At 67.7% G+C, this 21,893-nt stretch carries 28 protein-coding genes and 1 tRNA gene; 7 read left to right on the top strand and 22 right to left on the bottom strand.

Annotated elements, in window-relative coordinates:
• Window positions 1-57: 57 nt before the first annotated feature.
• Both ACFU3E_RS07065 and ACFU3E_RS07060 read left to right on the top strand, forming a co-directional pair.
• A complete protein-coding gene (locus ACFU3E_RS07065) occupies window positions 58-1,071 on the top strand; it encodes a Yip1 family protein (protein WP_384153267.1) in 1,014 nt (337 codons plus the stop codon).
• Window positions 1,072-1,283: 212 nt separating this feature from the next.
• Window positions 1,284-2,717 carry a recombinase family protein gene (locus ACFU3E_RS07060; protein ID WP_384153264.1) on the top strand — a complete coding sequence of 478 codons (1,434 nt, stop codon included), beginning with the start codon at window positions 1,284-1,286 and terminating at the stop codon, window positions 2,715-2,717.
• A 139-nt stretch (window positions 2,718-2,856) separates the two neighbouring features.
• Here the strand turns inward: ACFU3E_RS07060 and repSA are convergent, their stop codons facing one another.
• The 11 genes from repSA to ACFU3E_RS07005 form a co-directional block, all read right to left on the bottom strand.
• Complete coding sequence (gene repSA, locus ACFU3E_RS07055; RefSeq protein ID WP_384153261.1) at window positions 2,857-4,245, bottom strand: replication initiator protein RepSA; 1,389 nt, start codon at window positions 4,243-4,245, stop codon at window positions 2,857-2,859.
• Window positions 4,242-4,421, bottom strand: coding sequence for a hypothetical protein (locus tag ACFU3E_RS07050; RefSeq protein ID WP_384153551.1), 180 nt, complete (start codon window positions 4,419-4,421; stop codon window positions 4,242-4,244). Before ACFU3E_RS07050 ends, repSA begins: the two co-directional genes overlap by 4 nt.
• On the bottom strand, window positions 4,418-4,597 hold the full coding sequence (locus ACFU3E_RS07045; protein WP_381450991.1) for a hypothetical protein: 180 nt from the start codon (window positions 4,595-4,597) through the stop codon (window positions 4,418-4,420). Before ACFU3E_RS07045 ends, ACFU3E_RS07050 begins: the two co-directional genes overlap by 4 nt.
• Window positions 4,598-4,691: 94 nt before the next feature.
• A complete protein-coding gene (locus ACFU3E_RS07040) occupies window positions 4,692-5,006 on the bottom strand; it encodes a SpdD protein (protein ID WP_384153258.1) in 315 nt (104 codons plus the stop codon).
• Between the two features lie 16 nt (window positions 5,007-5,022).
• Window positions 5,023-5,178, bottom strand: a complete 156-nt coding sequence (locus ACFU3E_RS07035) for a hypothetical protein (RefSeq protein ID WP_086083352.1) — start codon at window positions 5,176-5,178, stop codon at window positions 5,023-5,025.
• A gap of 14 nt (window positions 5,179-5,192) precedes the next feature.
• Complete coding sequence (locus ACFU3E_RS07030) at window positions 5,193-5,381, bottom strand: mobile element transfer protein (RefSeq protein WP_384153255.1); 189 nt, start codon at window positions 5,379-5,381, stop codon at window positions 5,193-5,195.
• A gap of 20 nt (window positions 5,382-5,401) precedes the next feature.
• Complete coding sequence (locus ACFU3E_RS07025; protein ID WP_384153252.1) at window positions 5,402-6,070, bottom strand: DUF2637 domain-containing protein; 669 nt, start codon at window positions 6,068-6,070, stop codon at window positions 5,402-5,404.
• A 73-nt stretch (window positions 6,071-6,143) separates the two neighbouring features.
• Window positions 6,144-6,326 (bottom strand): hypothetical protein, encoded by a 183-nt coding sequence (locus ACFU3E_RS07020; protein WP_384153250.1) that lies wholly within the window; start codon window positions 6,324-6,326, stop codon window positions 6,144-6,146.
• A gap of 5 nt (window positions 6,327-6,331) precedes the next feature.
• Window positions 6,332-6,496 (bottom strand): hypothetical protein, encoded by a 165-nt coding sequence (locus ACFU3E_RS07015; protein WP_384153247.1) that lies wholly within the window; start codon window positions 6,494-6,496, stop codon window positions 6,332-6,334.
• An 83-nt stretch (window positions 6,497-6,579) separates the two neighbouring features.
• Window positions 6,580-7,920, bottom strand: coding sequence for an FtsK/SpoIIIE domain-containing protein (locus tag ACFU3E_RS07010; protein ID WP_384153244.1), 1,341 nt, complete (start codon window positions 7,918-7,920; stop codon window positions 6,580-6,582).
• Between the two features lie 2 nt (window positions 7,921-7,922).
• On the bottom strand, window positions 7,923-8,252 hold the full coding sequence (locus ACFU3E_RS07005) for a hypothetical protein (protein WP_384153241.1): 330 nt from the start codon (window positions 8,250-8,252) through the stop codon (window positions 7,923-7,925).
• 163 nt (window positions 8,253-8,415) lie between these two features.
• On the opposite strand from ACFU3E_RS07005, the gene ACFU3E_RS07000 reads away from it, so the two are divergent.
• On the top strand, window positions 8,416-9,210 hold the full coding sequence (locus tag ACFU3E_RS07000; protein WP_384153238.1) for a GntR family transcriptional regulator: 795 nt from the start codon (window positions 8,416-8,418) through the stop codon (window positions 9,208-9,210).
• Window positions 9,207-9,872 carry a YdcF family protein gene (locus ACFU3E_RS06995; protein WP_384153235.1) on the top strand — a complete coding sequence of 222 codons (666 nt, stop codon included), beginning with the start codon at window positions 9,207-9,209 and terminating at the stop codon, window positions 9,870-9,872. Before ACFU3E_RS07000 ends, ACFU3E_RS06995 begins: the two co-directional genes overlap by 4 nt.
• Window positions 9,873-10,973: 1,101 nt before the next feature.
• Here ACFU3E_RS06995 and ACFU3E_RS06990 read toward each other — a convergent pair.
• Both ACFU3E_RS06990 and dcd read right to left on the bottom strand, forming a co-directional pair.
• Window positions 10,974-11,483, bottom strand: a complete 510-nt coding sequence (locus ACFU3E_RS06990) for a phosphoribosyltransferase (protein ID WP_384153538.1) — start codon at window positions 11,481-11,483, stop codon at window positions 10,974-10,976.
• A gap of 32 nt (window positions 11,484-11,515) precedes the next feature.
• Window positions 11,516-12,091, bottom strand: a complete 576-nt coding sequence (dcd, locus tag ACFU3E_RS06985; RefSeq protein WP_384153232.1) for a dCTP deaminase — start codon at window positions 12,089-12,091, stop codon at window positions 11,516-11,518.
• A gap of 565 nt (window positions 12,092-12,656) precedes the next feature.
• Here dcd and ACFU3E_RS06980 point away from each other — a divergent pair.
• Window positions 12,657-12,730: transfer RNA gene (locus tag ACFU3E_RS06980), tRNA-Gly, on the top strand.
• A 79-nt stretch (window positions 12,731-12,809) separates the two neighbouring features.
• Here ACFU3E_RS06980 and ACFU3E_RS06975 read toward each other — a convergent pair.
• The 4 genes from ACFU3E_RS06975 to ACFU3E_RS06960 are packed head-to-tail and all read right to left on the bottom strand — an operon-like array spanning window position 12,810 to window position 15,578.
• On the bottom strand, window positions 12,810-13,976 hold the full coding sequence (locus ACFU3E_RS06975; protein ID WP_384153229.1) for a tyrosine-type recombinase/integrase: 1,167 nt from the start codon (window positions 13,974-13,976) through the stop codon (window positions 12,810-12,812).
• On the bottom strand, window positions 13,976-14,188 hold the full coding sequence (locus tag ACFU3E_RS06970; RefSeq protein WP_384153226.1) for an excisionase family DNA-binding protein: 213 nt from the start codon (window positions 14,186-14,188) through the stop codon (window positions 13,976-13,978). The genes ACFU3E_RS06975 and ACFU3E_RS06970 overlap by 1 nt, the downstream gene beginning before the upstream one ends.
• Window positions 14,185-15,222 carry a replication initiator gene (locus ACFU3E_RS06965; RefSeq protein WP_384153223.1) on the bottom strand — a complete coding sequence of 346 codons (1,038 nt, stop codon included), beginning with the start codon at window positions 15,220-15,222 and terminating at the stop codon, window positions 14,185-14,187. Before ACFU3E_RS06965 ends, ACFU3E_RS06970 begins: the two co-directional genes overlap by 4 nt.
• A gap of 5 nt (window positions 15,223-15,227) precedes the next feature.
• Window positions 15,228-15,578: a hypothetical protein gene (locus ACFU3E_RS06960; RefSeq protein ID WP_338783135.1), complete on the bottom strand. Its 351-nt coding sequence runs from the start codon at window positions 15,576-15,578 to the stop codon at window positions 15,228-15,230.
• Between the two features lie 364 nt (window positions 15,579-15,942).
• On the opposite strand from ACFU3E_RS06960, the gene ACFU3E_RS06955 reads away from it, so the two are divergent.
• Window positions 15,943-16,164, top strand: a complete 222-nt coding sequence (locus ACFU3E_RS06955) for a hypothetical protein (protein WP_384153220.1) — start codon at window positions 15,943-15,945, stop codon at window positions 16,162-16,164.
• 14 nt (window positions 16,165-16,178) lie between these two features.
• Here ACFU3E_RS06955 and ACFU3E_RS06950 read toward each other — a convergent pair whose 3' ends face one another.
• The 3 genes from ACFU3E_RS06950 to ACFU3E_RS06940 form a co-directional block, all read right to left on the bottom strand.
• Window positions 16,179-16,907: a GntR family transcriptional regulator gene (locus tag ACFU3E_RS06950; protein WP_384153216.1), complete on the bottom strand. Its 729-nt coding sequence runs from the start codon at window positions 16,905-16,907 to the stop codon at window positions 16,179-16,181.
• 86 nt (window positions 16,908-16,993) lie between these two features.
• The gene (locus ACFU3E_RS06945) at window positions 16,994-17,434 is read right to left on the bottom strand and encodes an ATP-binding protein (protein ID WP_384153213.1); all 441 of its coding nucleotides are present in this window, start codon (window positions 17,432-17,434) and stop codon (window positions 16,994-16,996) included.
• 276 nt (window positions 17,435-17,710) lie between these two features.
• Entirely contained in the window at window positions 17,711-18,451 is a 741-nt protein-coding gene (locus ACFU3E_RS06940) for a GntR family transcriptional regulator (protein WP_384153209.1), read from the bottom strand.
• A 144-nt stretch (window positions 18,452-18,595) separates the two neighbouring features.
• Here ACFU3E_RS06940 and ACFU3E_RS06935 point away from each other — a divergent pair, with 144 nt between their 5' ends.
• Window positions 18,596-19,693 (top strand): DUF1152 domain-containing protein, encoded by a 1,098-nt coding sequence (locus ACFU3E_RS06935; RefSeq protein ID WP_384153206.1) that lies wholly within the window; start codon window positions 18,596-18,598, stop codon window positions 19,691-19,693.
• A 232-nt stretch (window positions 19,694-19,925) separates the two neighbouring features.
• Here the strand turns inward: ACFU3E_RS06935 and ACFU3E_RS06930 are convergent, their stop codons facing one another.
• Together ACFU3E_RS06930 and ACFU3E_RS06925 are read right to left on the bottom strand one after the other, a co-directional pair.
• Window positions 19,926-20,252, bottom strand: coding sequence for a hypothetical protein (locus ACFU3E_RS06930; protein WP_384153203.1), 327 nt, complete (start codon window positions 20,250-20,252; stop codon window positions 19,926-19,928).
• 891 nt (window positions 20,253-21,143) lie between these two features.
• The gene (locus ACFU3E_RS06925) at window positions 21,144-21,458 is read right to left on the bottom strand and encodes a hypothetical protein (RefSeq protein WP_384153200.1); all 315 of its coding nucleotides are present in this window, start codon (window positions 21,456-21,458) and stop codon (window positions 21,144-21,146) included.
• Window positions 21,459-21,893: the final 435 nt, after the last annotated feature.

Raw genomic sequence — 21,893 nt, 5'->3', positions numbered from 1 at the left:
CCCGTACGGCCCAACCCTGACGGCTCACGGAGGCCCAAGGCCCCTGCCCCTTAAGGGATGTCACAGCTCGGCCGCAAAGCCGGGCCCGGAAGCCCGGGCCCGGCACGCCACCGCCGGGGACCAGGTACGTTCGAAGACGTGGCTGGATTCAGGATCGGACGCGGCCGTAGCAACGGCGCTCCTCAGACGCGACCGCACAACCCTCCGAGCGGGCAGCAGACGCCGCAGGGGCCGTCGTACGGCTCCCCGCAGGCGCCGCAGCCGTACCCGCAGGCGCCGCAGCCGTACGGCAGGGGCGGCGGCCCCACGTGGCCGCAGCCGCACGCCGCGCACGGCGGGGGCTACGGCGGCCAGGGCGAGCCGGAGTACTTCGGCGACGGTGCGTACCCGCCCGGCCCGCAGGGCCCGCCCGACCCGTACGCGGCGAACAACCCGGGCCACACTCAGGCCTTCTCGGTCGGCGAGGACCCCTACACCCAGGGCGACACCTACCGCGCCGGCTCGGCGGCCCCGGCGCCCGGCCCCGTCGGCCCGCGCCTGCGCTGGAAGCCCCTGCTCCGGGGGATCGTCCTCGCCCCCAGCCAGACGTTCCTCCAGATGCGGGACTACTCGATGTGGGGCCCGGCCCTCATCGTCACGTTCTTCTACGGCCTGCTCGCCGTCTTCGGCTTCGACGGCGCCCGCGAGGACGCGATCAGCGCCACACTGTCGAACGCGGTCCCGATCGTCCTGACGACGGCCGTCGCGATGGTGCTCAGCGCGTTCATCCTGGGCGTGGTCACTCACACCCTGGCCCGCCAGCTCGGCGGCGACGGAGCCTGGCAGCCCACGGTCGGCCTGTCCATGCTGATCATGTCCCTCACGGACGCGCCCCGCCTGGTCTTCGCGATGTTCGCGGGCGGCGACGCGATGTTCGTCCAGCTGCTGGGCTGGGCCACCTGGATCGCGGGCGGCGCCCTGCTGACCCTCATGGTCAGCCGCTCCCACGACCTGCCCTGGCCGAAGGCCCTGGGTGCGTCGGCGATCCAGTTGATCGCACTGCTGTCGATCGTGAAGCTGGGCACGGTCTGACCGGCCGCGTGACCACGGAGAAGGGGCTCCCCACGGGGAGCCCCTTCTCCGTTTTGCCTGCCGACTGCCGGCTGCCGGCCTGAGCCTGCCCACCCGACGGTCAGGCGTCGAGCACCTGCCCCGCACGGCGCACCACGGGCGGCTGAACGGACCAGGCTGACTTGACTCAATGACGGTAGTAGTCTGACCTGCTCAGAGGCAGGGGGCTGATCGTGGCACGCAAGGTGGGGGTCTACACCCGGATCTCGCGGGACGACGAGGGTGAGGCGTTAGGAGTCGCCCGGCAGCAACGGGACTGCGAGCGTCTCGCGGATCTCCGGTCGTGGCAGGTCGTGAAGGCCTACGAGGACAACGACGTGTCCGCCTTCAAGCGCAACGTCGTCCGCGACGAGTTCGAGCTGATGCTGAAGGATCTCCGCGCTGGCTTGATCGACGGCATCGTGGCTTACGACCTGGACCGCCTCGCACGACAGCCGCGGGACCTGGAACGACTCATCGAGATCTTCGACGAGCGCCCCCGCCTGGAGTTCGCCACCGTCACGAACGACATCAACCTCGGGACACCGGACGGCCGAACCATGGCCCGCATCATGGTGGCGTTCGCCAACAAGTCGTCGCACGACGCCTCACGCCGGATCAAGCGCAAGCACCTGGAGCTGGCGCAACAGGGCAAGGACAGCGGCGGACCGGCGCCGTACGGCTGGCAGAGGGAGAACCGCACCAAGGTCGACTCCAATGCCGCCGAGGCCATCCGCGAGGCTCAGCGCGAAATCCTGGCCGGTGTCCGCATCGGCACCATCCGAACGCGATGGCAGGAACAGGGCTTGGGCAACCCCCGCGCAGGCACGAAGCGTATGGCCCACCACCACGTCGAACACATCCTGACCAACCCGAGGCTGGTGGGCTACCGGACGTACCACGGTGAGATCCTTCACGGCGACGACGGCCGACCGATCAAGGGCGACTGGGAGCCGATCAACACCCTTGAAGAGTGGGAGGCCGTCTGCGCCGCGATCGCTGAGCGAAAGCAGAAGCGCCCCGGCAAGTCCCTGGCGCGCAAGTACCTGCTCTCCGGCATCGCTCGCTGCGGCCTGTGCAAGACCAAGATCCGAGGGCAGATCAACCAGCAGTGGAAGCCGGGCTCGAAGGCCGCGAAATTCAGCTATCAGTGCTCGGTGGTGAACGGCGGTTGCGGAAGGGTTGGCCGGACTGGCGAACCTGTCGACGCCTTGATCGCCCAGCTTGTGCTGGAGGAACAGCGTGCCCGAGCATCGGTCACCGCGATCCAGGGCGAGCAACGCTGGCCTAGGGAGGCCGAGTTGGAGGAGGTCACCCAGGACATCGCCCAACTCATCGAGGCCGAGCGCTCCAAGCAGATCACGGTGGCTACTCTCTTGCAGCTCCTGCCCGCCAAGGAACGGCTGCGCGACGAACTGAAACTGGAGCGGGCCCGCTTCTACAAGGAGCAGAAGCAGGCCGAGGCCAAGAACGATGCGGCCGAGCTGTCCGTCGAGGAGTTCTTCGCGCTGCCTGTCGAGCGCCAACAGGAGATCGTGTTGCACAGCCTCTCAGCCGTGATCATCCATCCTGCGGGGCGTGGTCGACGGAAGTTCGACCCAAGTCTGATCGAACCTGTCTGGCACTGACTATCAGGCCCGCCCGTGTAAAACGAGGGCGCGACGAACCCACTCCTCGTCCCGCTCGGGAGCACGGCGAAGGTGCATCCGAAGCCACTCATCCGTGGTCATCACCTCACGCTTGGACGTGGCCTTACGGGACTGCGGGCTAGCGGTCTGACTCATCAAGGGCACCTCCTGCCAGTTCTTCGCGAGCGATCTCGCGGTTGTGCTGGATGTCGCGGCGGATGTTGGCGGCGAGCCAGGATTCGCCGGGGGTGTGGCCGTGTCCGGCGTAGGACCAGTGGGCGAGGGTGAGGGTGGTTGCTTCCTCGTCGTCGGGGCCGGGCAGTCCGAGGGCTTCGCGTTGCTGGGTGGCGCGGTAGTCGGCGCGGGTCTGGCGGAGGGCCCCGAGGGTGGTGGAGTATCGGCGGGATTTGGTGGAGAAGTGGCCGCGGAAGCCGAGCATGTGAGCCCAGTCGCGGAGCTTGCGGTCTGGGTAGAGCGCGTGCAGGTCGAGGCAGGCCTCAATGAGCCGGGCAGGGTGGTCGGGCACGCCGAGCAGGACCAGAGCTTCCTTGTTGCCGATGCGGCGGTCGACGGTGCCGGTGGTCTCGGCGGCTTTGGTGGCGTACTTCGCGACGTAGGAGGCGACGGCCTGTTCGGTGATCTCCTCGCCGTGGCCGAAGGCGCCGATCGGCTGCACGTCGAGCTGCGTGCCCCAGCGCAGCGTCCGGGCGGGCTGGTCCCCTGCGGCGGGCACGTCGACCGCGACGCGGGCGGCGGCGGCATGGATGGAGTCGGTGAGCAGATCGAGGGTGGCCCATGCCGGCGGCGGGTCGTCCGGCCCGTCGGGGCCGTCGAAGCGGATCACGGCATGGAAGTGGACGGCCCCGCGCTTCTGGTATTCGGCGACCTTGCCGAAGGAGACGCGGGATTGTTGCTTGGCGTCCTTCTGTGTCAGCCCGGCTCGCTTGGCGATCTCGCGGCGAAGGTAGATCGTGAAGTAGCGCCACAGTTCGGAGGCGTGGTTGTTCCACAGCACGGCGCCCGCGTAGTCGTACGTGGTGGGGTCGAGCGGGGTGCCGAGTTCGGGTGCGTCCTCGCCGTGGTGCTGGCCGCAGCGGCAGGGCCGGTTTCCGGGGCGGTTGTGGACTGCCCCGAAGGACGGTGCGGTGAGCGTGGCGAAGACCCGTGGGTGATCGCGGATGGTGTGCGGGGTGCCTTTGGCGGGGTCGCCGACGAGTCCGGCGCGGATGAGGTGGTAGGTATCGCCTGCGTAGGTCCAGGCGCAGGCCGGGCAGCGGGAGGCCCGGCGGTTACCGCAAGCGATGCGGAGCCGTCCTCCAGGCTCAGTGTCGGTCGAGTAGGAGTGCAGCACCTGTCCTGTGGCAGCGTCACGGGTGACGGTCGAACCCATCAAGTGGATGGGGTCGGAGCAGCCGCCGGTGCGGCGGATCTGGTCTTGGATGCGGTCGAAGCCGGGGGACCCGGCCACCCTCAGCACGTCGGCGAGGGTGGCCGGGTCCAGGCCCGCCGCGGTGGCGGTGTCGGTCACGCGTCGTCCTCCTGGACGGTGTGGGTGTCGATCCACTCCTCTGCGCAGACCTTGTGGACGGGCTTGCCGCGGTCCGAGCGCAGGGGGGTGGGCTTGGTGCAGATCACGCAGGGCTTGTCGCCGCTGTGGTCGAAGTGCTCGGGTGAGCGCCAGTTGAGGAGAGCCACGACGGTCACCGCCCGGACTGCGCGAGGGCGGCGGGTGCGGTGCGGCCGGTGCCCTGGCAGGTGCGGCATTCGACACGGAGGAGGATCCGAGAGCCGTCGTTGTGGCGTCCGCCGGTGGTGATGGCCACGGTGGGGAAGCCGTCGCAGGCGCGGCAGACGCGCGTGTCCTGGGCGTGCTGGGGCATGATGAGGTTTCCCTTTCGGGTCCGTTGGATCTGGAATGGGTGCAGGCGCCCGGAGCGGCGGAAGTTTGGCGACCGAGGCCGCTCCGGGGGCCGTTCAGCGGTGGTTGTTGAGGTCCTTGACCAGCAGACGCAGGACGACCGCGACCACGGCGACAGAGACGCCGGTGATGGCGACCGCGAGCAACATGGAGACCAGGACCGCGCCGACGACGAGGACCACGGCACCGCCACCGGCGGCGAGGGCGACCGCGCTGCCGGGGGTGAGCTGGATCGTGGGCCGGTTCGAGGCCAGGGCGACCGGGGCCGGGGCCGGGGCCGTCGACTGGACGGGCGCCGGGTTCTGGGTGGTGGGGGCGCTGACCGTGGGCGGCGGTGCGGTGTCCTGGGGCGGGTACTTCGGCGTGAACACGAGGCGGTTCCCTTCTCTACTTGAGGACAGTGCCGAGGGCGGGGGCGAGGAAGCTTCCGGCGACGAGGTAGCCGCCGACCAGGAGCACGGCGACCAGCCACCACGGCGGGCGGGCGAGCTTGACGCCGAGCCATCCGACGACGAGCAGGGCGAGCCAGAGCGGTACGTCCATGGCGCGATCTCCTCTCAGGCCTTGCAGCGGTGGGTGCGGGCGGCGAGTTCGGCACCGGCGCGGGTGTCGTAGTCGGCGGCGAAGCCGCAGCCGGGGGCGGTGCAGGCGGCGGTGTGCTTGTCGCGGCCACGGCTGTCGTAGGCGGTGGCGACCTGCACGGGGCCGATGCGGATCACGTTGCGGAAGCGGCGGTAGGCGGTCACGGGCGGTTTCTCCTCTCGGGTCAGGTGAGCTGGAGTTCGGCGGCAATGGCGTCGGCCATCGGGGCGGGCAGTTGGAGCCGGGCGGACAGGGCATCGGCGGGCATCGGGGAGCCCGTGGAGGCCTTGTGGGCGTCGGCGATCTTCCGGGCGTGGTCGAGCAGCGCCACCGGAACGGCAGGGGCACTGGGCGCGGGCGTTGGTGGGGCGGGTGCCAGCTCCGGCACGGCCGCGGCGGAGTCCGGGTCGGGGGCAGGTTCGTCGGTGCGGTGCATCTCGACTTCCGGCGCCGCCGATTCGTCCACAGGCTGTGCAGGAGGAGCGGGCGACTCGGTCGGCGTGTGGACCAGGAGGGTTCCGCCGAGGAAGGCCAGAGCGGGCCAACCGGCGACGAGGATGCGCAGCCAGTCGGGAACGTTGGCCAGGTCGAGCAGGCCCGCGGTGGCGATGTTCGCGCCGAGCGAGGCAGTCAGGGCGATGACGAACCAGGTCCAGGCGGAGCGGTCACGGCGGGCCGTGCGCAGCCGACGCCAAGCGGCGACCAGCAGCAGATCAACCGAAACCGGGTAGGCCCAGGCCTTCCAGCCAGTCTGTCCGGCGGCTTCGGCCAGGTCGTGCAGGTGGGCGAATGACAGTGCGCCAGCAATGACGGCCTGGACGAGTACGGCATCGAAGCGGATCGAGCGGGACACGGGGCACCTCCCTTCAGGGGGCGGGCCAGGGGCGGGCGGGGAGCGGTGTCCGGCCGCCCGGCCCCGGCGGGCTTCAGTTGGTGGGGGCTTCGCCGGAACCGAGGCAGGTCAGGCACAGGCCGGTCTGCCGGCCGACGGTGCGGCGCTTGCGGCCGACGCGGACGGTGCGGGAGACCTCTCCGGAGCCCTTGCAGGTCGGGCACGTCGCGGGCTCCGGTTCGGCGGCGGCGGGCGCGGGGGTCTTCCGAGTGGCCACGGAGATCACCAGGCCCAGGGAGAGTCGGAGTCGGGGTTCTCGGCGGGCTCGTCGTGGTAGGCGTCCATGGCTTCCGGCGCGTTGTTCCACGCGGACAACAGGGCGGACTCCAGCGGGTCATACGGCTCCGGGCTCCGGTCATCGAGCTCCGGGAACAGAACGACACTCACGAGGATCACTCCTTCCGGTTTCGGCATGGCAGGGGTAGGGACCTGGCGCGAAGCGGTCGCGCCGACCGTGGCGGAGACGGGTGTTACTCGGTGACCGGGCGGGGCTTGACCAGCGACGGACCGGCCGCCGACGCGGGAGCGGGCACGTAGGGGCGGAAGGGGTCGAGGAACGGCAGGGCCGGGACCAGGTGGGCGAACTCCCGGCAGACGGCGACCACTTCGTCTCGCGAGGTGTCCGGGGTGCGGATCTTCGACCAGCCGCCGGAGGCGTCCGCCGCGACAGCGGTCCCGGGGCGGTTCATCTGGATCAGGCTTGCGGCCGGGACTGCGTCCGGGGCCACGTCCGCCAGGCCCATTTCGGCGGTCTGCTTGTCGTTGACGCGGTGCACCACGCGGCCGGTGAGCTGAGCACGGAGCATGGTGGCGCCCTTGCCCAGGTCGGAGCCGAAGCGCTGCCCGCAGATCTCCAGGTAGATGCCGATCGCGCGGGCCATCTGAGCCAGCCGGATCAACGCGGTCACGATCCGTTCCCGGCGCTCCTCATCCTTCTTGGAGGAGATCAGGAACAGTTCCGCCACCTCGTCGACCAGGACGACCACCGGCACCGGCCGCACCTCGTCGGGCAGCTCCCACAGCTCCGAGACACCGTGACGGCTCAGCAGGTCGAAGCGTTCTTCCATCTCCGAAACCAGCGCGCCGAGCAGTGAGGCAGCGTCGTCGGGAGTGGTGACCAGCGCCGACAGGCGGGGCGCGAAGGCGGACTGTTCCACCCCGCGCTTGCAGTCGATGCCGACCAGGGCCACCGGCAGTTGCGCCAGCCCCTTGATCAGGTTGCGCTGATACATGGACTTGCCGGAGTGGTTCGCGCCCAGGGTGAGCGCCATCGGGGCCTTGCGGTAGTCCCGCTCGAACGCGGTCCCGTCCTCGCGCACCGCGACCGGCACGGCCATGTCGTGCGGGCGGGCCTTGCGGGGCATCCGCACCCGGCGCAGCACGTCATAGCCGGTCATCCGCAGCTCGACGAAACCGGGCTTCGTCTCGACCACGGTCACCGAGTGGACGCCCCAGGCGTGCCGGAGCCGCTCCGAGGAGGCCATCACATCAGCGGGCTCCAGTCCGGCGGGAAGCCGCAGGGTCACACGGAGCCCGGTCGAGGTGCCGCGTACCCGGCGGATCTTCGGCGGGACAGGCTGCACCTCACGGCGAGCGACGTTGCGGGTCATGAACGCCCGCAGACCCGACGGATGCACCGTCAGCCCACACACGTCCATCGTCGAGCGGTACGAGAGGATGAACCGGCCCCAGGTGACCGGCATCCCGACCAACGACCAGTACACCCGCGGGGCGCGTACCTTCGCGTAGCCGAGACCACCGGCGCCCGCTAAGGCTCCCGTGGCCTCCAGCCACATCGTCAGGTCGGTCATGGTCAGGCCGCCGGGGTGATCGCGACCGCGCGGAACGAGATGCCGTGACGCTTCTGGCCGTTGAACTCGTTCTCCCAGTCACGGGCCTTCAGGCCGATGACCTTGACCGGCATGCCCGGCTGGAGGCCCTCCGGGAGGCCGGTCTCCGGGATGGTCACCTGGTAGAGGTTGCCCTCCCCCTCGTCCGAGACCAGCAGACCCACGGTCGAGAGGCTTGCATTGGTCTCCCGGTCCACGGCCCGCTCACCGGTCTTCTTGTTGACCATTTTCGGTTCCGGCGCGGTCGCTACGAACACCACAGCGGTCGACGTGTCGATCTTGAACGACGGCATGGGTACTCCTCATGTCTCACAGCTTTGAAGCAGCCCAAAGAAGGCCTTTCCTTCCCGCTGTCCTAGGACTGCGGTGGGCTTGGCAAGACTGTGGCATGCAGTCCTGGGACTGTCAACAGTCCTGGGACTGTGCTTGACTGGTGGTGTCGAGAGGAGTCATGCAATGGCGCCCAAGTGGCGGGAGCTGGCGGACAAGCTGGCTGAACAGATCAAGAGGGGTGAGTACGCGCCCGGCCAGCAGCTCCCGCAGATCAGGGAGCAGGTCGCAGCGGGTGAGGGCTCCAAGTCCACCGTTCACCAGGCGTACAAGGCTCTTGAGGCCGAGGGCCTGGTGACGTCTTCTCGCGGTCACGGAACCGTCGTGCGGGAGCGAGTGCCTCTGAAGCGTCTCGGCATCGCCAGGTACGACAAGGCGAAGTGGCGGGACGGCGACGAGGTCGCCTTCATTGCGGACCGTGTGGCTTCCGGACGGGGGTACCGCCGGAACGAGCAGACCCAGACGGTCACTCGCGTCGTGGCGCCACCGGAAGTAGCAGCCGCACATGGGCTGCCGGAAGGCGCCGAGGTCTACGCCCGCGCGCGACTGGTCAAGGAAGGCGACCAGCCGACACACACGCTGACCAGCTACTACCGTCCCGAGCATGTGGAGGGAACACGCCTCGTGGATCCCACGCCGGGGCCCGCCGGCCGAGGCGGCGGATTTCGCGTGCTGTACGACGCGGGTTACGAGATCGATCACATGCAGGAGCGATTGTTTGCCCGTGCCGCTACACCGAACGAGGTGAAACAGCTCCAGCTACCGCCCGGCGAACCGGTCGTCGAGCTGCACCGAACGACGTATACGGCCGAAGGCACCGTCGTGGAATTCGCCATTGGGGTACACGCGGCGTCGCGCTTCGCGTGGGAGTACGACTTCAAGGTGCCCGACTCGGCGAACGACAGGGAGGGACTGCGGTGATCTCGACGCAGAATTGGGCAGACGCCCGACGCGTGTGGGACTACCACCAGATGGGCCACTCTCCCCGGCCGTGCTCGGTGGCCATCGGACTTGGCAGCCACGACCTGGGCGTAGCCGATAGAGCAGTGGCCCTGTACAAGCGCGGCATGGCCCCCCTGCTCCTCTTCACCGGTGCCACGAGCCCCACGACACGGGAACGCATGCCCCGCGGCGAGGCCGTCCACTATCGGGAGCGGGCAGTGGAACTCGGGGTCCCGAGCAGTGACGTTCTGGTCGAGCCTCGCGCCCGCAACACGGGCGAGAACATCCGCTTCTCACGAGAGTTGTTGGAGGAGGCCGGGGTGGAGGTGTCCTCGGTGCTCCTGATCAGCAAGCCGTACGAGGAGCGGCGGGCGTACGCCACCGCGCGGAAGCTCTGGCCCGGAGTCGAGGTCGTCAGTGCCTCCAGCCCGATGACGCTGGACGAGTACGTCGACTCCATCGGTGATGCCCGCTTGGTGATCGACATGCTGGTCGGTGCGCTCCAGCGGCTGATGATCTACCCGGAGCAGGGATTCATGATCAGCCAGCCACTACCTGCCGACGTGCTCAAGGCGTACGAGCGCCTTTGCCAGGCCGGATTCACGAGCCGACTCCTGACCACCGACGCATCTTCGTCCTGACCAGGCGACAGCGAAGCTGTTACAGGTTTCTCTACCTCATCAAGCCCCGGCTGCGCTCCGCTCCGCCGGGCGCGCTTCCCGGCTCCGCTCCGCCGCCGCTCCTGCCTTCGGCCCGCTCCGGCGGGCTGCGCCGACGCGCGCCCACGCGTGGATAAGGCCGGTAGCCTTGAGTCGATCACCGCACACATTGCCCGCGGGTTAGAACAGTGCCTCCGGCGGGGGATCGGCCGGCACCGGGATGGAGGGGGCGCCGTCCCCGACTGCGGGTCCGTAGTGGCGTGCGCGAGAGGCTCCCATCCCGTACGCCATCGACCCAGGCAGAGCCGAGCAGACGCGGCCCATGGCGTCCAGGTCGTTCGTACAGTGGCGCGCTCCACCTGGACGCCATGAACCACGCCTGCTCCACGGTGTGTGGGTCGACGGCGTACGGGATGGGAGCTGGGGAGAGTGGTGGGCGAGGAGACGGGGCAGGCACTCGCCGAAGCTTCGCAGGTCCCTACCGAACGTGCCTGCTCAGGCAGATCCATGGGGAGTGATCCTTGTAAAGGTCCACTGCGCCCTAGCTAGGAACGGCTGAGACCAGCGAGCTATAGTCGAGGTGTCCACTAAGGCTTTATGTACACCACGTCCGCGAGGATGCCGTTACAGAAGGTCACACAGAGTTTGGCTCCATGCAGAGGAGCCCGGCCCTGGTTGCCGCCAGGTCCGGGCTCATGCGCGGAGTCGTTAAGCGGGTCCGGCCGAGTAAGCAACGGCCGGGCTCGCTTTGCTTTGCCCTGCCTTCGTCCGGTGCACCACTCAACGTCGGCACGCTAGCGCGCCAGCTGCTCCACACAGCCTGCGATCGCCGTAATGGCCATGAGTACGGCGATCAGTATCTCGGCCCTCGTGGGGCCCCTCCCCTGGTCACCGCTCGGCTCTTCCGGCTTCCGCAGTTCTGCCATGTCACACTTCCAGTCCGGTCGTGCTAACCCCTGGCGTACTGGGGTCTTCGGCCCTTGGGTCCGAAGCTCGGGATGGACCGGAAGTGGACGGCACTAAGCATATCTGTCGGCACTGACACTCCCGGGGTCTCCGGGGGAGGACCGACATCGAACTGCTTCAGAGAGCCTCCCTGTTGGGCTTAGCAGCTTCACCAGACTTATGTACTGGAGGCAAGACACTCCACGGGAAGTTGATCCACTCGTCGGTCCGCTTCCACACGTACTCGCACTTCACCAGCGACTGCGACTTCTCGTAGACGACGGCGCTGCGCACCTCGGCGACGGTGTCGAGGCAGAAGTCGCGCACCAGCTTGAGCGTCTTGCCGGTGTCGGCGACGTCGTCGGTGATCAGCACCTTCTTCTGCGAGAAGTCGATCACGTTGGGGACGGGGGCGAGCATGACGGGCATCTCGAGGGTCGTCCCCACACCGGTGTAGAACTCCACGTTCACCAGGTGGATGTTCTTGCAGTCCAGGGCGTAGGCGAGCCCGCCGGCCACGAAGACGCCGCCGCGGGCGATGCTGAGGATTACGTCGGGCTCGTAGCCGTCGTCGGCGATGGCCTGCGCGAGCTCACGCACGGCGACGCCGAACTTCTCGTAGGTCAGGTTCTCCCGTACGTCACTCATGTCCGGGCCCGCGTCACTCATGTCCAGGTCACTCACACCTGGGTCCGATGGAAGTTGAGGAAGGACCGGGAGGCGGTCGGCCCGCGCTGCCCCTGGTACCGGGACCCGTACCGCTCGCTCCCGTACGGGAAGTCGGCGGGCGAGCTGAGCTTGAACATGCACAGCTGCCCGATCTTCATCCCCGGCCAGAGCTTGATGGGCAGGGTGGCGAGGTTGGACAGTTCGAGGGTCACGTGCCCGCTGAACCCCGGGTCGATGAACCCGGCGGTGGAGTGCGTCACCAGTCCCAGGCGCCCCAGCGAGCTCTTGCCCTCCAGCCGGGAAGCGAGATCGTCGGGCAGGCTGATGACCTCGTACGTGCTGGCGAGGACGAACTCCCCGGGGTGCAGGATGAACGGCTCGTCCCCCTCCGGCTCCACGAGCCGGGTCAGGTCGGACTGCTCGATGGCGGGATCGATGTGGGGGTACCGGTGATTCTCGAACACCCGGAAGTAGCGGTCGAGGCGCACGTCGATGCTCGACGGTTGCACCATCGATGCGTCATACGGATCGATGCGTACCCGTCCGGCGTCGATCTCGGCCCGGATGTCCTTGTCTGAGAGAAGCACGCCCCGAGGATACGCAAGGCGCGCGGAGCGACCACAACCGGACGACTCCGCGCGCCTTATGCCTGTTGCCTATTGCTTTGTCCGTTACCGCTCCACGGCGCTGCGGCTGCTACGGCTACTGCCGTTACCGCCGCTGCTACCGCCTCTGATAGCTGACGGGCACCACGCTCCGGAGCCGCGCACAGCGCGGGCACCGAAGCAGCCGCCCGGGGCCGAGCCGCTCGGCCTGCTGCATCGGGAACGAAGCGGTGGTGAACACGTGCCCATCGGCACAACGGACGACGGTGCGCTCCATCAAGTCCAAGAGTCCCTTCCCCAAGAGCCGCGTCTGACTGCTGCTTGCCTGACGACAAAAGCCACAGTACGGGATCAAAGGGACGGCCCTCCAGGCGGCACTCCGGCCCCGCCCGGACCCGCTCACGCCCTCCACCGTACGCCCCAACTCCGTTCCCCCGCAGCCGCACCCCACCCCTGAAACGGCCTCAGGCCCCGCGGCATCAACGCCGGGGGCCTGACATGAGGTAAAGTGGCGACCGTTCGGACACCGACTCGGTCGGCGTCTTACGCGGGTGTAGTTTAATGGTAGAACATCAGCTTCCCAAGCTGAGAGCGCGAGTTCGATTCTCGTCACCCGCTCCATGTGAAACCCCCAGGTCAGAGACCCGGGGGTTCTTTGTTGTCTAGACCGGTAACCCGGTCGCGCACCATAACCGCACCATTAGCTCTCGGCAGCCTCCTCACTGTGGTGCGGGGGCTCGTCCTTGTGGCACTTCGCACGCTCGGCGCGCACCAGGTCGTCGAGCCCGGCGGCCACCTCCCGCTGCCGCTCCTCGTCGGAGTGCTGGTAGATCAGCGCGGCCTTCTCGGAGGACTGCCCGGCACGGACCATCGTGTCCTTGAGGGTGGCGCCGGACCGGGTCGACAGGGTGTGCCCGGTATGGCGGAGGTCGTAGAAGCGGAAGCCGTCCGGGAAGCCAGCGACCGCGCGAGCACGGCGCCACTTCCGACCGAAGGAGGTACGCCGGAAAGGCGCCCCCTTCTCCCCTACGAAGACCAGACCATCCGGCCCCTTCTCGGCGTACCAAGCGAGGTGCCGCTTCACCTCCTTGTGCAGGAAGGCCGGGAGGACGACTACACGGACGCCTGCCTCCGACTTGGTCCCACCGGGAGCGCGCCTGCCGTTCGTTCGCTCTGGCTCGGCGACGCGGACGCGGATGACCAGGTTGTCAAGGTCGACGTCCCTGCGGCGAAGGCCGGCTAACTCCTCGGGCCGCATCGGGCCGTACGCACCCAGGTAGACCATGAGGCGCCAGCGGATACCGATCGCGTCGGCGAGGGCGTCGACCTGGGCGACGGTGGCGATGCGTCTTTCGGCGGCGGACTCCTTGCCAGCACCCTTGATCCGGCACGGGTTGCGGCTGATCAGGTCGTCGTCTACGGCCGTCTCCAGGATGGCCTTGAAGAGGCGATACGCCTTGGCTACGGCCGTCTTGGCCCCGGTGGTGCGGAGTCGCTCCGCTCGCCACTCGCGGACACGGGGAGCGGTGATCTCGTCCAGGTCGAGCGGGCCGAAGGTCGGGAGGATGTACAGGCGCAGGAGATGCTTGTACAGGTCGTCGGTCCGAACGGACAGCTCCCGCTCTTCGACCCACTTCTCGGCGTACACGCGGAAGTTGACGGCTCCGGCATCAGGGGCGCGCCAGTCCCCGCGGCTGAGGTCGGCCTCTACCTGGGAGAGCCAGATCTCGGCGTCCTTCTTGGTGTCGAAGGTCTCCTCCGCGCGAATGCGCTCACCGTTGGGCCCGAGGTATGACGCGGTCCAGCGTCCGGACCTGTACTGCCGCACCGCACCGAAGCGGCGACGCCTGCCCTTCTTGTTCGCCATCAGGCAGCCCTCCGAAGTGTGGCGCGACGGGGCTTGACCGGCTCGACGCTCCTGGACCGAATGAACTCCTCGATGGCGCTCTCAGGGATGCGGACGTGCCGGCCGACCTTTACGTACCGGATGCGCCGTTCCTCGATGAGCCGCCGGGGGAAGCGGGGAGTCGTGCCGAGCAGCTCGGCGACCTGGTCGACGGACAGGTAGCGGTCGTTCATGTGGTGGGCTCTCCTTCCGTTCCGGGGGCAGGTTCGAGGGAAGCGGCAAGCCAGGCTTCACCGGTGCTGAGGCCGGTTCCGGCGAAGACCCAGTGGGCGAGGACGAGCATGGTTTCGCCGTCCTGGGGAGCGGCCGTGGCGGCTTGGGCGCGGCGCCATGCGGCGCGGGCGTTACGGAGAGCGCCGAGGGTGGTGGAGTAGCGGCGGGACTTGGTGGAGAAGTGGCCGCGGAAGCCGAGCATGTGGGCCCAGGCGCGCAGGCGGAGGTGTTCGAGGTCCTTGCGTGCACCGAGGGTCCAGGCGGTCCGGATCATGCGGCGGGCGTGGTCGGTGATCCGGGCCTGTGCCAGTTCGGCGAGGAAGCGGATCGGCCGGTCCAGGGTGCCGGTCGCTGTCTCGGCGCCCTTGGTGGCGTACTTGGCGATGTACGCGGCGACGGCCCGGTCGGTCAGTTCCTGGCCGCCGTCGAAGTCGGCGGAGCGGATGGTGCGTACGTCGACGGCCCGGTAGTCCCGTACGAAGGCGGTTGCGTCCTCCCGCAGAGCCACTGGCACGCGGAGCGGGCCGGCGTCGGTCCGGCGGGGCATCCGCACCTTCCGCAGGACGTCGAAGCCGACGAGCCGCAGTTCCACGACACCGGGCTTGACGTCCCGCACGTACACGGAGTGAACACCCCAGGCGTGCCGCAGTCGTTCGGCCGAGGCCGCCACGTCCGCCGGTTCCTGGCCCGGAGCCAGCCGCAGCCGGAGCCGCAGACCGGTCGAGGTGGGCCGGATCATGCCCCGGCGAGGAGGCATGGGCCGGACCTCGCGGCGCGTCGTGGCCTTGACGGCCAGGGCCCGCCACCGAGGCGGCTCGACCGTCAGGCCGCACGCGTCCATGGTGGAGGTGTACGAGGCCAGCAGCCGGGCCACCGAAACGGGCAGCCCGACCGTGGACCAGTACGCCGCCGGATGGGCGTGCCGGGCGTAGGCCGCGCCGCCTATCGCAGCGAGCGACCCGCACAGCTCGGCCCACGTCACCAGGTCGGTCACGACGATCAGCCCGCCTGCTCCATCGGGAAGGCGCCGGGAGCAACGGCGGTCGCCCGGTAGGCGATGCCGTGCCGCTGCTGCCCGTTGAAGACGCTCTCCCACGGCCGGGCGATGAGCCCCGGCAGCGAGACCGGGGCCCCGACGGTCAGTCCGTCCGTCACACCGCTCTCGGGGACGGTGACCTGGAGCAGCGACGACTCGCCCTCGTCGATGTAGACGACGCCGACGGTCATCAGCGCCTCACCGCTCACGGCGTCCTTGGCGATCTCACCGGTCTGCCGGTCGCGCACCTTCGGCGCCGGCGCTTCGGTGAGCAGGATCGTGGCGGCCGAGGCGTCAATACGGATCACACGCACAGAGATTTCTCCTTGTCGATCAACCAACTCGCCACCTGACAAGTTGACTTAGCAAGCTCGAAGCTACGGATGGCAGGTTGACTTGTCAAGTGACTTCGCGGTGGTCGGCGAGCGGCCCTGGACCCCCGAGCGCACCATGGAGTTCAGCAGCAAGGGAGGGCGCGAAATGAGTAAGAAGAACCGCGCTCCAGAACCCGAGTCATGGGGCCCTCGTACTCCACAAGGAGCAGCACCGCCGCCGGGCACCTGGCCGGGACCGCCTCAAGGATCACCCCCAAGTCAGCCCCCATACCAGGGCAGTACGGCACCCCCACCTAGGAAGCGGCACCGTGTCTTCCTGTGGGTCTTCCTCGCAGTGCAGCTCTTGTTCCTGGCCTGGGTCATAGCGGGCGCCACTGGCGCCAGCGGCACGCCCGAAGAGTGCCGCGGCCTGACGGGAGACGACCTAGACCTGTGCAACGACGCGAACGACGTCGGCACCACGATTGGGGTGGGCCTGATGATCGGGCTCTGGGTGGCCGCGGACTTCATCCTGGCCCTGACATACGTGATCTACCGGCTTGCCAGCCGCCAGCCTCGGAGCTGAGGCCCGTTCACCCGTCAGCTGAGGCGGTAAGTGTCTTCAAGTTCCTGCCGGTCAGCAGGAAGCAGCACGTCAGAGACCTGCAACGCCTGCCCTGACGCATCGCACGCGATGACCAGGACGCTCAGCACGGGCACGCCGTCCAGCAGGCCCAAGAGGTCGGCTTCGCCTGTCTCGGGGAGCCGAGCTGAGACCCGTTCCGTGACATGGTCGAAGCGGATCTTCTTCCTCGCTTCCAGGTGCTCGCGCACACTGCCGGCAAGGAGTTCAGCGCTCGCCAGCTCAGTGTCCTCCACCAGGCCGACGGGGAAGTACGACGAGACCAGCTCAACTGCTTCGCCTTCCTCCTGAACGAGGAAGCGACGCATGAGCACTTTGGCCTTCTTCGGCAAGCCGAGCGCTGAGGCGACTCGCGCCGGGACAACGACTTCGGCGACTTCCACGAGCCGTCCCGAAGTCTGGGACTCGTCGCGCTGCAGAGCCTCTCGCCCCCGCCTGTCCTTCTGCTCGACCACTTCCGGCCGGTCCCGAACGATCGTGCCGTACCCCTGTCGGGACTCCAGCCAGCCGTCACGCTTCAGCAGTTCCAGCGCCCGCACGACGGTGGGGCGGGACATCCCGAAGGACTGCACCAGCTGGTTCTCGCTGGGCACCCGAGTGCCAGGCGGGTACGTGCCGTCCTCGATGCGGTGCTGGATCGTCTGTGCGAGGCGCACGTACTTCGGTGGCTCCACTTCATACGCCATGAACGCCGCCTGTCGGGATTGGCCAAGTCAACTGGTCAACCAGACTAGCGAATCTTCGATTGTCAAAGTAGAAGCGGAGCGAACTCTTACCTTCCGGGCCAGGCATCGGCCACCACGAAGGAGACGACGGTTCCGCCGAAGCGGCTCGGTGCGGCGTGCCACGACTCGGCCAGGGAATCGACCAGGAGCAGCCCACGCCCGTGGGAGTCGTTGGCGTCGGGATGCCTCAGCCGCACGTTCGCCGGAAAGCCGGGGTTGTGCACGTCGACCCGGAGCGAGGTCCCCTCACGGAACCACTCGACCCGTACGAGCCAGGGTTCGTCCGACCGGCCGTAAGCGATGGCGTTGGTCACCAGCTCCGAGATCATCAGCGCACAGTCGTCGACGGAGCAGGCCGGGTTGTACGGCGCGATGAACTTGCGGAACCAACGCCGAGCCCGCGGTACGGACTCAGCGACAGGGTGCAAGGTCATCGCACCGAGGCGCGGTGATTCCTCAGACGGGTAGCGGTCGATCATGTAGGCCATCAAGTGCTCACTTCCTGCCGCTACCGTCGCAGTCGAGGCAGCGCCGCTTCGATGTGGCGCGGGTGCGGTCGGCGACGGTGGCAAGCGCCAGGGTCGTGCGTGAGCCGACGCGCTTCCAGCCGCGCCCCCGGCAACCCCGGCAAGGTAAGTGCGTGCCCTGATCCGGCCGCTGACTCGTCACACCGCGCCTCCTCCCAGTGAAGTGGCCTTAGCCACTTCCTGGATAGTGGCATTAGCCACTTGGCGGACGCAAGCGATTCGCTGCAACTGACACCCTCAGGTGAGGGGGTAGCCCTGCTCGAACGCCCAGCGATGCGGCGGGTAGGTGGCCTCAGCAAACTCCAACGGCCGGTCCTGGAGGTCGAAGACGACGTGGTGCACGATCAGCACGGCGGAGCCAGCCTCAAGTTGAAGGTCCTCGGCCTCTTCCTCCGTGGCCCCACGCGCGCACATGCGGTCTTCCGCGTAACTCCCCTGCCGTCCGGTCATGTTCTCGACGTACTGCAGCGTCCCCTCTTGAATCCGCTCCGGCCCCAGAAGCTTCGGCGCACGCTGACCGACATCCGGAGCGAACCACGAGGTGGACAGCGTGATCGGCCCGGCCTGGTTGTTCGTCACACGCCGCCGGTGCACCGCCCGACGGTCCTTGACCAGGCCCAGCGCCCCAACCACGTGATCCGGCGCCTCCATCCAACCGGCAGAGGTGATCACGGCGTACTCACCAGGCGTGTAGATCTTCCCGGTCTGCCGAGCGCGCCCGTACAACTCACGAGCCCGCCGGTTGACTTCGAGGCTGCGCACGTACGTGCCCGACCCCTGACGCTTCTCGACGAGCCCTTGATGACTCAGCGCTTCCAACGACCGTGCGGCCGTGGGCCGGGACACCTTCCAGTCCGCCGCCAACTGCCGTTCAGACGGCACCTCATCACCCGGTCGCAGGTCACCCCGAAGAATCTGATCACGGATGTAGTGCGCGATCTGGAGATACTTCGGCTGAGCCTCCTCGATCTGCGGCATCAGTCCTCCTCACCCAAGGCGAGCCCCAGGCGAGTAGTCGGGCACCCCGCTACCGAGCTGAGGCCTGCTTCTCGATACAAGTGGCTATGGCCTCTAGCCACTATAGGGTGAGTGGTCAACCCCCCACCCCGTAGGCTGAGACGCATGACGCGGTTGATCGTCGCAGCAGGAGGAGGGGGCGACGCAGTCGCCGCCGCAATGATTCACGCCGCCCTCTACGGCGACGAGGACCAGGCGGTGATCCTCACGTACGCGTGGGACCGCCTCCTGATCGACCCGGTTCCGGGTCCCCGAGGACCGGACAACTTCACCGGCCTCCACCCCCTCACTCCAGCAGTCTGGGCAGTGCCGGCCGAGGCCCGCCCGATCGCTCCGGCGGGTTCGACTCTCCCCCGACTCGCAGCAGAGCTCCGGCACACGTTCGCGCTGATCGATCCGCGCTCTGGGGTCGAGGGCGTCACCCGCCAACTCGAAGAGCTGGTCGACCACTTGTCACCGGAGTCGATCGACCTCCTGGACGTGGGCGGCGACATCCTCGCCCGCGGCGATGAGCCGACGTTGAAGAGCCCGCTTGCCGATGCCGTCACGCTGGCCGCGTGCTGCCAGGTGAACGCTCCCGTCCGCCTCTTGGTGACGGGCCCCGGCCTCGATGGCGAACTCCCTCTCGACGAACTGCGCGGCATGCTCGGCGCGCTCCTCCACACCCTCACCGCGAAGGACGTCGAGCCGATCAGCTCGGTACTGGAGTGGCACCCCTCCGAGGCAACCGGGATGCTCGCTGCGACAGCCCGAGGCGTACGCGGCACCTGCGAGATGCGAGACGCCGGCCTTCCTGTTCCCCTAACCAACGAAGGACCGTCGGTCCACGAGGTCGACCTGGACGACGCGTTGACCCGCAACCAGCTGGCCCGCGCCATCCTGACGACCGCCACCCTGGACGAGGTCGAGGCACACAGCCGCGAAATCTGCGGCTACTCGGAGATCGACTACGAGCGCAACAAGGCCGCGTGGCTCAAGGATCAGCAACCGGCACAGCTCGTCCCGGAGGCCGTACTGTCCCAGCTCGACCAGTTCGAAGCCGAGGCCGGGGGCCGCGGGGTTACCCACACGACGTTCCGCCGCATCACCGAGGCCCTGAACCTCAACGGCTCCTTGCGCGAGGACCTACGCCAGCTGCTCATCAGCAGCCGTCCAAAGCAGTACGACGCTCCCTTGTGGCGCATCGCAGCCACTACTGAGTAACAACCTTCTTTGCGGGTTCAAGTGCGGCTCGCTCCGCTCCCCGCGCGCGGCCCGGCCCCCGGCCGGTCCTGCGCTCCAGTCTCCGCCCCGCTCCAGCCCGGCCGGCGCCCGTGCCGCGCGCTGGCTAGCGTGCCGTTTTGACGCGAGAAGGCCCATGTCGTGGCTGGGCCACTCGATCGCAAAGCCCGCACCCAGACGCCGGAGCGTTCTGGGTACAGGCCAGTGAGCGATGCTAGTGGTGGGCGAGCTGCTCCATCTCTCCCTGCTCCACCGCCTCGATTTTCACCTGACCTCGAAGCTCGTCCGCGGTAAGTGCCTTCGGCGACTCAACCGCGCACCAAATCCACACCCTGGTGTTGGTCAGACTTCCATTGACGAGCTGAACAATACCTGTATGGGAGTCTTGCACGAAGATCTGAGACGCCCAGAGCTGTTCAGCCCATCCCTCACTCTGGAACCCAAAGGTCACCAAAGTATTCGGGTTTGACACGTCTACCTTGATCCCTTGCCATGTTGCGCCGGAGATGTCGATTGGCTTCTGCGAGCGGTAGTACTGCATGGTGCGCCTCCTTTTGGGTCACCGCATGCCTATCGCGTCTTCACTATTTATGACCGCACAAGTGTCAGAGGTTTGCAACTCGGCCTCCTACATAAGCGCCTGGTTGGTCGCGTCCAGGTTGAATTTACAACTGCGTGACAACACCGATGAATAGCAGCAGACAGCACGCATGCGTACGGATCATCAGGGCAGGTGAATGGTGCGCTAGCCCAAGGCATAGCCCTGCCAGAGTTGTTTCGGGATGTAGGAGTCATCACGCAAGGTCGTCGCCCATGCGCTTCCGTAGTCGTACCTTGCTCTGGTCGACGGTAGTAGCAACGTGGCTGGGGCCGGTGGGGGTGCAGCGAGGCACACGCGCGCGTGACCGGTCGACGCACCCGCCGACGTGGCTGACTTTCGTCGGCTTGGGTTCAAGCGTGGGTATGGCGAATAGGCTACTGATGCCCGAGGAGTTGCACGGTGCGTTCGAGGTTCGCGGTCTCGATGCCCTGCCGGCGAGTGCGCCGAAGCCGACGTCCGCAAATATGGGCGAGTGACTCAGCGGGTGTGATCCCGTCCCAACCAACATGGGAGCCACCGCCACGAAGCGCAGCCAGCGCGGCTAAGGCCGCAGCGTCACTGCCGACCAACAGCCGTTCGAGTAGTTCCCGCTCCAAACCGTCACCCCACCAGAATCCTGTTGTACAGCAGCCGGATACAGCAACCGGTCCCACCTCGTAGCGGCCCGCTGAGACCGGCGCGCGACCTCTATGACCGTCCCCGACCGATCTCTGTAGAGCTACGGATCAGAAGGGCACAGCAAGTGGGCCGTCCGACTCTCGCCTGACGGTCTTCTGCTCTCAGGCGCTCCACTTCTCTGTGGCATGAGGGCGGACACTGCTGTCTCGGCTGCTACCGGCCCGGCTTCCAGTCCGCATCGAGGATGGCAGCATGCACAGCGGCGACGATCATCGTGAGGGCAAGGACGCCACCCACCCAGTTATTCGGGTTGCCGAGAACCGATCCCAGGACAGCGGAGCCGTAGGTGATCACCGCGTACACAGCTGGCACGGCCATGCTGACTACACGCTTCTTGGCGGCGATGAAGAAGAGGGGCGGGGCCAGGAGGCCGGCCGACGCTACGACCGCAACGAGCCAGATCACCTTGTGCAGTGTGTTCGCGTACATGCGTGCTCGGATGGGCGCATTGATGTGCGGGCTGCTCATGGTTCCCCCTTGGCTCCGCCTGGCGCCCAGTGTGACCTACAGCACCTGCAGTATGGAGGCCTTTTGGAGGATCCGCTGAACGGATCTCAGCGTTCGCCCGGCTCGACCCCGTCTCAGTTTCCGTCTCATTCAGCGCCGTTCACGGCCGTTCAGCCAGGACGCAAGCCAGTAGCCGCTCAGGCAACCGGCCGCCCGTGAACGCAAGTGAACGGCCCTGCTCGTGGCCCTGCCGGACACCACCACAGTTGGAAATTGTGTTGGCGCGAGAGCAGGGCGGGTACTGCGCCCGGTCGGTCATACGTGATCAGCTTGGGGCGTGGAGACCATCATCGCCAGTGCCATAGCCGTTCTGGGGGCCCTGCTCGGCTCGGGGCTCACCCTGGCGTTTCAGCAGCGCACCACCGACAAGGGGCATGAGTTCACCCGCCATGAGAG

This window comes from Streptomyces sp. NPDC057424, assembly GCF_042803315.1.
Taxonomy (GTDB): Bacteria; Actinomycetota; Actinomycetes; order Streptomycetales; family Streptomycetaceae; genus Streptomyces.
This window is presented reverse-complemented; position numbering and strand designations above follow the sequence as displayed.

What these genes read in the sequence shown, in the direction of transcription:
- ACFU3E_RS07065 (WP_384153267.1), top strand. Translation starts at nt 58, where the DNA reads ATGTCACAGCTCGGCCGCAAAGCCGGGCCCGGAAGCCCGGGCCCGGCA.
- ACFU3E_RS07045 (WP_381450991.1), bottom strand. Translation starts at nt 4,597, where the DNA reads ATGCCCCAGCACGCCCAGGACACGCGCGTCTGCCGCGCCTGCGACGGC.
- ACFU3E_RS07035 (WP_086083352.1), bottom strand. Translation starts at nt 5,178, where the DNA reads ATGGACGTACCGCTCTGGCTCGCCCTGCTCGTCGTCGGATGGCTCGGC.
- ACFU3E_RS07010 (WP_384153244.1), bottom strand. Translation starts at nt 7,920, where the DNA reads ATGACCGACCTGACGATGTGGCTGGAGGCCACGGGAGCCTTAGCGGGC.
- ACFU3E_RS07005 (WP_384153241.1), bottom strand. Translation starts at nt 8,252, where the DNA reads ATGCCGTCGTTCAAGATCGACACGTCGACCGCTGTGGTGTTCGTAGCG.
- ACFU3E_RS07000 (WP_384153238.1), top strand. Translation starts at nt 8,416, where the DNA reads ATGGCGCCCAAGTGGCGGGAGCTGGCGGACAAGCTGGCTGAACAGATC.
- ACFU3E_RS06990 (WP_384153538.1), bottom strand. Translation starts at nt 11,483, where the DNA reads ATGAGTGACGTACGGGAGAACCTGACCTACGAGAAGTTCGGCGTCGCC.
- ACFU3E_RS06975 (WP_384153229.1), bottom strand. Translation starts at nt 13,976, where the DNA reads ATGGCGAACAAGAAGGGCAGGCGTCGCCGCTTCGGTGCGGTGCGGCAG.
- ACFU3E_RS06970 (WP_384153226.1), bottom strand. Translation starts at nt 14,188, where the DNA reads ATGAACGACCGCTACCTGTCCGTCGACCAGGTCGCCGAGCTGCTCGGC.
- ACFU3E_RS06950 (WP_384153216.1), bottom strand. Translation starts at nt 16,907, where the DNA reads ATGGCGTATGAAGTGGAGCCACCGAAGTACGTGCGCCTCGCACAGACG.
- ACFU3E_RS06945 (WP_384153213.1), bottom strand. Translation starts at nt 17,434, where the DNA reads ATGGCCTACATGATCGACCGCTACCCGTCTGAGGAATCACCGCGCCTC.
- ACFU3E_RS06940 (WP_384153209.1), bottom strand. Translation starts at nt 18,451, where the DNA reads ATGCCGCAGATCGAGGAGGCTCAGCCGAAGTATCTCCAGATCGCGCAC.
- ACFU3E_RS06935 (WP_384153206.1), top strand. Translation starts at nt 18,596, where the DNA reads ATGACGCGGTTGATCGTCGCAGCAGGAGGAGGGGGCGACGCAGTCGCC.
- ACFU3E_RS06930 (WP_384153203.1), bottom strand. Translation starts at nt 20,252, where the DNA reads ATGCAGTACTACCGCTCGCAGAAGCCAATCGACATCTCCGGCGCAACA.
- ACFU3E_RS06925 (WP_384153200.1), bottom strand. Translation starts at nt 21,458, where the DNA reads ATGAGCAGCCCGCACATCAATGCGCCCATCCGAGCACGCATGTACGCG.